We start from the raw sequence: 303 nt of genomic DNA on the forward strand, positions 1-303 counted from the left end.
CTGCGGCGCACTTCGTGTCGCGCCGCCCCTGCCGGGGCAACACTCGCGGCCGGCAAAGCCGGTTCCGCCGTGTTTCACGAGGAAAACGGCCTCAAAACCCCGTCCTGCGGCCCTTTTGGCCGCATTTTTTCGCTTGAAAAGCCTCTGGCCAGCCCCAAGTGGCTGGCTATCGTTTGTTTTCCGGCATCACGCCGGTTCTTTGAAAAATGTCTGACCCGCAACAATCCGCACAGAATTCGCAAATGCTGCAAGGCGAGCCCAGTCCCGAAGAACTGGAGGCCGCGCAAGCCGCCAACGAAGCCG

1 protein-coding gene is annotated in these 303 nt (G+C 61.4%); it reads right to left on the reverse strand.

Features of this window, described 5'->3' with window-relative positions; genetic code table 11:
• Positions 1 to 74: 74 nt before the first annotated feature.
• Positions 75 to 303: hypothetical protein (locus tag DBV14_RS33670; RefSeq protein ID WP_221621937.1), on the reverse strand; the 229-nt coding region annotated here is incomplete at its 5' end.

Origin of the sequence: Variovorax sp. KBW07 (genome assembly GCF_003852515.1) — a bacterium.
In the GTDB taxonomy this organism is placed as follows: domain Bacteria; phylum Pseudomonadota; class Gammaproteobacteria; order Burkholderiales; family Burkholderiaceae_C; genus Variovorax.